We start from the raw sequence: 426 nt of genomic DNA, 5'->3' as shown, positions 1-426 counted from the left end.
GATGCCTGGCAGTTCCCTACTCTCGCATGGGGAGGCCCCACACTACCATCGGCGCTACGGCGTTTCACTTCTGAGTTCGGCATGGGGTCAGGTGGGACCACCGCGCTAAAGCCGCCAGGCAAATTCTTGTGCGCTGTCCTGTGTCTTTTACGCTGATGCCGCGTTGGCTGCGTTCGCGCTGCTCAGTCACATACTTCAGTATGCTCCTTCACATCGTCTCGCTTGCCGCCTTGCCTCAGCGCAAAATCCTTCGGACTCAGGTCCGCAGGACATCGCTAATTCTTTTATCCGGATGAATCAAGCTGAAAATCTGTTGCGTCTCTCAAAAAACGCCTCTGGCGTTGTAAGGTTAAGCCTCACGGGTCATTAGTACCGGTTAGCTCAATGCATCGCTGCACTTACACATCCGGCCTATCAACGTCGTCG

2 rRNA genes are annotated in these 426 nt (G+C 54.9%); both read right to left on the bottom strand.

What is annotated here, in order from left to right:
• Window positions 1-3: 3 nt before the first annotated feature.
• Window positions 4-119 (bottom strand): 5S ribosomal RNA (gene rrf / locus F3J38_RS27815).
• 226 nt (window positions 120-345) lie between these two features.
• A 23S ribosomal RNA gene (locus F3J38_RS27810) occupies window positions 346-426 on the bottom strand; the annotation flags it as partial.

This window comes from Candidatus Pantoea formicae, assembly GCF_011752625.1.
In the GTDB taxonomy this organism is placed as follows: Bacteria; Pseudomonadota; Gammaproteobacteria; order Enterobacterales; family Enterobacteriaceae; genus Pantoea; species Pantoea formicae.
The sequence above is the reverse complement of the archived record's forward strand: the minus strand, read 5'-3'. Positions and strand labels throughout refer to the sequence as shown.